Source organism: Chitinophaga sp. 01L420 (genome assembly GCF_056399985.1).
In genome coordinates this window covers 59,558-67,577 of the sequence record NZ_JBFTSK010000044.1, presented here as the reverse complement: position 1 = coordinate 67,577, position 8,020 = coordinate 59,558, and the positions used below count along the sequence as shown (strand labels likewise).

Annotated in this window: 6 protein-coding genes; 4 read left to right on the top strand and 2 right to left on the bottom strand. The window is 46.5% G+C overall.

The window, feature by feature from the left end:
- The coding region (locus AC1DP6_RS29465) for a helix-turn-helix domain-containing protein (protein ID WP_477058094.1) at positions 1 to 524 on the top strand (524 nt) is incomplete at its 5' end.
- A 115-nt stretch (positions 525 to 639) separates the two neighbouring features.
- On the opposite strand, the gene AC1DP6_RS29460 is transcribed toward AC1DP6_RS29465, so the two are convergent.
- Positions 640 to 1,425, bottom strand: coding sequence for an SDR family NAD(P)-dependent oxidoreductase (locus tag AC1DP6_RS29460; RefSeq protein WP_477058093.1), 786 nt, complete (start codon positions 1,423 to 1,425; stop codon positions 640 to 642).
- Positions 1,426 to 1,492: 67 nt separating this feature from the next.
- Entirely contained in the window at positions 1,493 to 2,395 is a 903-nt protein-coding gene (locus AC1DP6_RS29455; protein ID WP_477058092.1) for a helix-turn-helix domain-containing protein, read from the bottom strand.
- A gap of 163 nt (positions 2,396 to 2,558) precedes the next feature.
- On the opposite strand from AC1DP6_RS29455, the gene AC1DP6_RS29450 reads away from it, so the two are divergent.
- The 3 genes from AC1DP6_RS29450 to AC1DP6_RS29440 all read left to right on the top strand — a co-directional run bounded on the left by AC1DP6_RS29450 (position 2,559) and on the right by AC1DP6_RS29440 (position 7,890).
- Positions 2,559 to 3,167: a sterol desaturase family protein gene (locus AC1DP6_RS29450; protein WP_477058091.1), complete on the top strand. Its 609-nt coding sequence runs from the start codon at positions 2,559 to 2,561 to the stop codon at positions 3,165 to 3,167.
- Between the two features lie 149 nt (positions 3,168 to 3,316).
- On the top strand, positions 3,317 to 4,483 hold the full coding sequence (locus AC1DP6_RS29445; RefSeq protein WP_477058090.1) for a DUF4185 domain-containing protein: 1,167 nt from the start codon (positions 3,317 to 3,319) through the stop codon (positions 4,481 to 4,483).
- 176 nt (positions 4,484 to 4,659) lie between these two features.
- Positions 4,660 to 7,890 carry a S41 family peptidase gene (locus tag AC1DP6_RS29440; RefSeq protein WP_477058089.1) on the top strand — a complete coding sequence of 1,077 codons (3,231 nt, stop codon included), beginning with the start codon at positions 4,660 to 4,662 and terminating at the stop codon, positions 7,888 to 7,890.
- Positions 7,891 to 8,020 lie beyond the last annotated feature (130 nt).

Genomic DNA, 8,020 nt, shown 5'->3' with positions numbered 1-8,020 from the left:
GCATGGAATATGGCTATACAGCCGATAAACAAGTAGAAAGCCCTGTGGTGACAGCATTGAAGCCGGATCCGCTTTTCAAAAGTTATATGCAATCATTGCTGCCGTACGATACGCTGAATGAGTCGGGTAACGATGACCTGGTGAAGCTGAAATTAAAGGAAGCAATTTTGATTTTGCTGAAAGTAAATCCGGAATTAAAAAATGTGTTGTTCGACTTCAGCGAACCCGGTAAGATAGACCTGGAGGCTTTTATGCTACAGCACTTCCACTTTAATGTAGCCATGAAACGATTTGCTTATTTAACAGGCAGAAGTCTGGCTACTTTTAAGCGCGACTTCGAAAAAATATTTCATACTTCTCCCAGTCGCTGGCTACAGCAAAAGCGCTTGCAGGAAGCTTATTACCTGATTAAGGAGAAAGGGAGAAAAACGTCAGACGTATACCTGGAAGTAGGTTTCGAAGATCTCTCTCATTTTTCTTTTGCATTTAAAAAAGCGTATGGCGTAGCGCCGTCGGCAGTGTGACAAGCAGAAGGCCAAAAGCATAAAGCAAAAAGCTATTGTAGCGAAGATGAACATTATCCGTGCTTATCATCGCTACAATAGCTTTTTGCTTTATGCCTTATCCTTTCCGCTCCACCTACATCCGTTGCCCGCCGATAGCCAAACCTCCATCTACCAGTATACTTTCTCCGGTGACAAAAGAAGCTGCCGGGCTGCTCAGCCACAACACCAGTTCTGCCACTTCTTCGGGTTTTGCAAAACGACCTATCGGTGCATGTTTCTTAAAAGGCGCCTGTAACTCTTCCGCATTTTCCTGCGGGAAAAACCGGTCAAACATGGGCGTATGAATATAGCCGGGTTGAATATTGTTGATACGGATGCCCGCAGGTGCTGTTTCTATGGCCAATGCGCGGATCATGCCATCCAAACCGGCCTTGCTGGCAGAATATACGCTGGAGCCGGCAGCGGCGCCCCTGGCCAGCCAGGAAGAGGTGTTCACGATGGCGCCACCGGTGCCCTGCTTCTTAAACTGCTCAATTTCATATTTGGCAGATAACCAAACCCCTTTCAGATTGATGCCTATTACCTTGTCAAATTCTTCTTCGGGCGTTTCATCTATTAGCGCAAAATGCCCTTCTATACCGGCATTGTTGAATGCGATATCCAGTTTACCGAAACGTTGTACGGTTTCCGCTATGAGTTGTTGTACTGCGTTGCTTTGAGATACATCTGCCGCTACGAAATGAACATCGGGGCTGATCTGTTGTAACTGGGCCAGGGCGGCCTGTCCTTCCTTTTCACGGCGACCGGCAATCACTACTTTAGCGCCATTTTTAAGAAATAAGGTGGCTGTTGCTAAACCTATGCCTGTGGTACCGCCGGTGATGAGGGCTACTTTGTCTTTTAAAATCTCTTGTGCCATATCTTTTTTTTATGACACAAAGATAGCGGGCGTTATCTATCCGGAATTATGCGAATCAAACGGGTAGTTATGAAATGGAAACAGGTGCTTTGCGAAATTGATTGGGTGTTTGTCCCGTTTGTTTTTTAAAGAAGATATTAAAGTTAGAGGCATGTTCAAAGCCGAGGCAATAGCCAATTTCTGCGATATCGCAATTGCTGTGCAGTATCAGCGCTTTGGCTTCCTGCGTGATTTTTTCGGCAATCCATTCTGTGGTGGTTTTGCCGGTGGTTTCTTTTAATGCCCGGTTCAGGTGGTTGGTATGAACAGATAACTGTTCTGCAAATTCATTGGCGTTTTTAAAACGGATTACCTGGTGGGGTGGGTCAATAGGGAATTGTCTTTCCAGTAGTTCGAGGAATAGCTCACTGATACGTTGGGCCGCATTGCCAGCCTGGTAGTAGGTGTCCGGCGCCTGCATTTTAAGGGCTTCGTGCATCACTATCTGCACATAACTCCGCAGGAGGTCATATTTATGTGCATAGCCGGCCTGCATTTCCCGGATCATGTTCTCAAAAATGTTCTGGAGAAAGACGGTCTTTTCTTTGTCGGGAAAAAAGACATGATTACCGCCCGCTTTAAACAAAGGCGACTGGGAAAGCCCTCCATTTTTTAAATTACTATCAATGAAATCTTCTCTGAACAAACAAAAATACCCGGTTTGATGATCAGTAAGCGGTTCCCAGGAATAAGGAATCATGGGATTCATAAAGGAAAGCGCAGTATCCTCCATGCGGATGGATTTATCAGAATAAGATAAGATACCGCCACCTTTGGTGATCAGCGATATTTTATAAAAATCCCTTCTGTTCGATGGCAGGTTAGTACTGCTGCAGCCAAATTCCTCTAGCCGGTTTACATTAAACTGCCCGCTCGGATATTGTTGGCCATGCAATTCAAAAAATTCATCAACGGTTTCTTTCGCTTTCATCGGCCAAAGTTATGAAATTCAAACGGAATTCCGTGAAGCCATGTCCCCGCAGATGAACCGCTTTTTTCTACAATTCATCTGGTTAATACAACAACTCATGAGAAAATAGCTGGTTAAACCACGGCGGGAAGGCATTTTTGTAACTCGCACTAAATAACAGGATATGAAATTTGAGAAAGTACATAACAAAGGACAGGCGCAGATCTTCAGTAACCGGTACCTTGAGCTGTTGACGAAAACCCATCCCATTGTTATTTTCGGTATGTACTTGCCTGTGATCGGGTATATGCTGTATTACAGCAAAACAACGCTCGGTTATAGTTATATCAGGATCATCCTTGTGTACTTGCTGGCGGTGCTGGGCTGGACACTCTTCGAATACCTGGCCCACCGGTTCGTGTTTCATTGGGTAAGTGAAAATCCCAGGGCCAGGAAGCTGACCTATACCATGCACGGTAATCACCATGAGTATCCCCGCGATAAACAACGCCTGTTTATGCCGCCGGTCCCCAGCGTGATCATCTCTTCCTTTCTCTTTTCCATTTTTTACCTGTGCATGGGACACAACGCATTTGTATTTTTTCCGGGCTTTATGTCGGGTTACCTGATGTACGGCAGCATGCACTATGCTATTCACGCCTGGGCGCCACCATTCAGATGGCTAAAGCCGCTCTGGCGCAATCATCATCTCCATCATTACAAAAATGAGGAGTTGGGTTTTGGTGTCAGCTCTACGCTCTGGGATCGGGTATTTAAAACTATGTTTTCCTGATAGCAGAAAGCGCAAAGCAGAAAGCAAAAAGCTATTGAAGCGAATGACTAATATAATATTAGTCTCACTTTTGTCATTCGCTTCAATAGCTTTTTGCTTTCTGCTTTGCGCTTTCTGCATGAAAAAAATATGCTATTTTACCAATAGCTATGAAAGTATTACTCCTGCTACTCTGCGGATTTACCACGCACCGCGACAGTTTGCCTGAACTCACGCAACTGGACTACAAAGTAGTGCCTGCACCGGAATGGAACAACTTGTTTACCCGCCACTCCGGCTGGTTTGGAGGCGATGGCATTTTTACCATTCCCATGAATGGCGTGGACACGGCGCACGCAAATGACAGCACCCTGATCCTGTTCAGCGATACCATGACCGGCGATATCAAGGCTGGTAAACTCCAGCCGGGATTTTCTATGATCCACAATTCCGTGGCTATCCTCAAGGGAAATGCGCCGCTGGAGAAAAATATCCGCTTCTATTGGAATTTGGATAGCAAAGGGTGGCCGGCTACTTTATTTGAACCGCATACGCCGGCAGCAGGTAAAGATGATTACTATTGGCTGGGGGATGGTTTTGTAAATGCAGCCGTGAAGCATAACACGTATATCTTTGCGTATCGTATCCGTAATATCAGCCGGGAAGATTTTGGTTTTGCAGAAGTAGGGAATGTGTTGATCGTGTTACCTGCGGGTAGTAAACCACCGTTTAAAGCACATCGGCAAATAGATACCCCGCTGTTTCTGCCGGCAGATAGTAGCCATGGTAGCGGGTCTTTTGGCGGCGCCGTATTTGTGAATACCAAAGAGGCGGGTGCGCCATATCCGGATGGGTATGTATATGTGTATGGGGTAAGAGGGCAGGAGAAGGCAGTGCTGGTGGCCAGGGTGCCGGTAGCGGAGGTGGAAAATTTCGGGAGATGGCGCTATTGGGATGGCCATCAGTGGAATGCGGACGTACGCCAGGCGGCGGCTGTCACGACACATGCTTCCAATGAACTGAGCCTGACACCACTAAAGGATGGACGTTATGCCCTTGTATTCCAGGTAGATGGTATGGGGACTGCTGTTGGCCTTCGGCTGGGATTAACGCCTGCAGGGCCTTTTGGACCCATTATTAAAATATGGGAATGCCCGGAAGTAAAAGAGGATAAACATTTTTTTGTGTATAATGCCAAGGCACATCCGCATTTGTCAAAGCCGGGCGAGCTCCTGATCAGTTATAATGTCAATTCCTTCGATTTCTTTCATGTGCTGCCACAGCATCCTAACCTTTACCGGCCACGCTTTATTAAAATAATTTTCACGCAGCAATAACGGGCCTGCTCATAAATGATGTAGAAGGGTTGGTCTGCGGACACATGGGGGGCAGTCGCCTCTGTTAACCGTTTCAGGCCACTTATCCTTATCCCGCTTGAAAAGCGCTTTCCTTTTTATATTTTGGTGGAGCGGCTTTCTATAGCTGCTTATCAACAGAATACTAAACAGCGCTTATGAAGAAACTATTATTCGGGTGTGCTGCCATGCTCATGGTGGCGACCTCCTATGCCCAGGAAAACGCATTGTGGCTAAGGAATCCCACTATCTCGCCAGATGGTAATACGATTGCCTTCGGCTATAAGGGAGATATTTACCGCGTAGATGCCAAAGGTGGGGTTGCGGTACCGCTAACCATTCACGAAGCACACGACATGCTGCCGGTATGGAGCCACGATGGTAAATACATCGCCTTCGCGAGTGATCGTTACGGCAATTTCGATGTGTTTGTAATGCCCGCTACCGGTGGAACGCCGGTAAGACTCACCACTAACAGTGCGGCTGATTTTCCTTATGATTTTACAGCAGATAACAAACAGGTACTTTTTGGAAGTGCCCGTAATGCACCTGCTGCCAGTGTAAGGTTTCCTTACCGCCTGTTCAGAAACATGTATACTGTGCCCGTTAATGGTGGCCGCGCTGTATTGATCAGCGCTGCTGGTGCTGACGTAGCTCATTATAACAAAGCCGGTAATAAAATTATTTTCCAGGACAGGAAAGGATACGAGGATCCAATGCGCAAACACCATGTATCTGCTGTTACAAGAGATATCTGGGTAATGGATATTGCCAAAGGCAGCTATGATAAGGTGTCTGCCTACGAAGGGGAAGACAGGGAGCCGGTCTTCGGTAATGGCAATGATATTTATTATCTCAGCGAAAAAGGAGGGATTTCACAGAACCTCTTTAAAGCATCACTGACCGATAAAAGCAGTATGCAGCAGCTCACCAGCTTCACAAAGCACCCGGTGCGTAACCTGTCTAAAGCAGATAATAATACTTTGTCCTTTACCTATAATGGTGAAATATATACGCTGAAGGAAGGGGAACAACCCCATAAACTGGAAGTGAGCATCTTCAACGACGGCCGTGCAGGCATCGTGAAAAATGTACCGGTTAGCGGTAACGTCACCGAATTTGCTATGAGTCCGGATGGCAAGGAAATGGCATTCATTGCCCGTGGAGAAGTATTTGTGACCAGCGTGGAAGGTAATATCACCAAACGCATCACCAGCACCCCGCAACAGGAAAGAATGGTGCAATGGTCGCCCGATGGCAAGAAGCTGATCTATGCAGCAGAACGCAACGGCAACTGGGACATCTGCCAAACCACCAAAGTACGTAAGGAAGAATCCTACTTTTTTGCTTCCACCATCCTGAAAGAAGAACCGGTGATTGCTACTGCAGCAGAAGAGTTTCAGCCCCTGTTTTCTCCTGATGGCAAAGAAATTGCCTACGTGGAAAACCGTAATGTGCTGAAAATATTTAACATCGCCTCCGGTAAAACACGTACGTTGTTACCAACAGGGCACAATCATTCCTACTCCGATGGCGACTGGAGCTTCGAATGGAGCCCGGATGGCAAATGGATCCTGGCCGATGATCAACAAGGCTACTTCTTCTCTGCCAATGCCGCACTGATTTCAACAGAAGGAAAAGAAACCACGGTTTACCCGGTGAAAAGTGGCTTCGGAGAAAGCAACAGCAAATGGGCCGCCGATGGCAAAATGCTTACCTGGGCCAGCGATCGTGAAGGACGTAAATCCCTCGCCAAACAAGGTAGCCGCGAGGTAGATATCTACGCCGTATTCTTCGACCAGGAAGCATTCGATAAATACAAATTGTCGAAAGATGAATTTAACCTGCTGAAAGATAAAGAAGCAACCGGTGGTAAAGCCGCAAAAGACTCTGCACTCAAAGCAAAAGATTCTGCCGACACCAAAAAGAACTTCCAGCCGGACTTTAATAACCTGGAAAACAGGAGAGTTAAATTAACCATCAACAGCGCTTCTATCAGCGACTATGTACTGAACAAAGATGCCAGTAAACTCTATTACATGGCCTCTTTTGAAAAAGGCTATGATCTGTGGATGACGGAACCCAGAACAGGAGAAACCAAGATCCTGGCTAAACTGGGTGGTACGCCAGGCAGCATCGCACTTAGTAAAGATGGTAACACCCTGTTCGTCAGCAACCGTGGCAGCGTAGTGAAAGTAGAAACCGGCAGCGGCAAAATTACGCCGGTAGCTATCAGCACAGAACTGTCGCTCAACCAGGACGAAGAACGCAAATATATTTACTGGCATGCATGGAAACAGGTGAAAGAGAAATTCTATGATCCTACTATCCGCAACATCGACTGGAAAATGTATGGCGATAACTACGCCCGCTTCCTCCCGTATATCAGCAACAACTACGACTTTGAAGAATTGCTGAGTGAACTGCTGGGAGAACTGAATGGTTCCCACACCGGTGGCCGTTTCTCACCACAACCCGTAAATGGTGATAACACCGCCACGCTGGGACTACTGTACGATGAATCCTCCACCGCTGATGGCCTCAAAGTAGATGACATCATTGCCGGCGGACCGTTTGATAAAGCTGCCAGCAAACTAAAAAAAGGTAACATCATCGAAAAAATAGATGGCGAAAGCATTACCACAAAATCAGATTGGGCATCCCTGTTAAATCGTAAAGCAGGCAACAATATCCTCATCAGCATCTACAACCCGGATACCAAAGCCCGCTGGGAAGAAACGGTGAAACCTATTACTGCCGGCGAAGAAAATGCACTCATGTATAAACGTTGGGTAAACAACACCCGCGCCATGGTAGATAAACTCAGCAACGGCAAAGTAGGATATGTACACGTACAGGGTATGAACGATGCCAGCTACCGCTCCGTATACGATGAAGTAATGGGCCGCAACAAAGATAAAAAGGCCCTGATCGTGGATACCCGCTTCAATGGCGGCGGATGGCTGCACGATGACCTGTATAACTTCCTCAGCGGTAAAAACTACCTGAAGTTTGCACCACAGGGACAGCTACTCAATGGCGGTGAACCTACCGGCCAATGGCAGGCGCCGAGCTGCGTACTGATGAGTGAAGGGAACTACAGCGATGCATACATCTTCCCCTATGTTTATAAACAAGGTAATATCGGTAAACTGGTAGGTATGCCGGTACCAGGCACCGGTACCGCTGTATGGTGGGAAACCCAGATAGATCCTACCATGGTATTCGGTATTCCAATGGTAGGCACCATCGGTAAAGAAGGTCGCCCTACAGAAAATTTGCAGATAGAACCGGATATCCGTGTGCCACTCCGCTATGAAGAATTCCTGGAAGGGAAGGATGCACAGCTGGAAGCAGCCGTGAAAGAGATGTTGGCGGAGATAAAGTGAAAAAGATAATTTTATATACAGAAGCTGTCTCATTGATTAAATGAGACAGCTTCTGTTTTTTTAAGAACATTTTTTTGTAAATAACGTAGGAGTTTAAAAATAATGTTTGTTTTCTTACACCTTGTAAAAT

Excerpts from the sequence above, each read along its gene's own strand:
- AC1DP6_RS29460 (WP_477058093.1), bottom strand. The coding sequence starts at position 1,425 with ATGGCACAAGAGATTTTAAAAGACAAAGTAGCCCTCATCACCGGCGGT.
- AC1DP6_RS29440 (WP_477058089.1), top strand. The coding sequence starts at position 4,660 with ATGAAGAAACTATTATTCGGGTGTGCTGCCATGCTCATGGTGGCGACC.
- AC1DP6_RS29445 (WP_477058090.1), top strand. The coding sequence starts at position 3,317 with ATGAAAGTATTACTCCTGCTACTCTGCGGATTTACCACGCACCGCGAC.
- AC1DP6_RS29455 (WP_477058092.1), bottom strand. The coding sequence starts at position 2,395 with ATGAAAGCGAAAGAAACCGTTGATGAATTTTTTGAATTGCATGGCCAA.
- AC1DP6_RS29450 (WP_477058091.1), top strand. The coding sequence starts at position 2,559 with ATGAAATTTGAGAAAGTACATAACAAAGGACAGGCGCAGATCTTCAGT.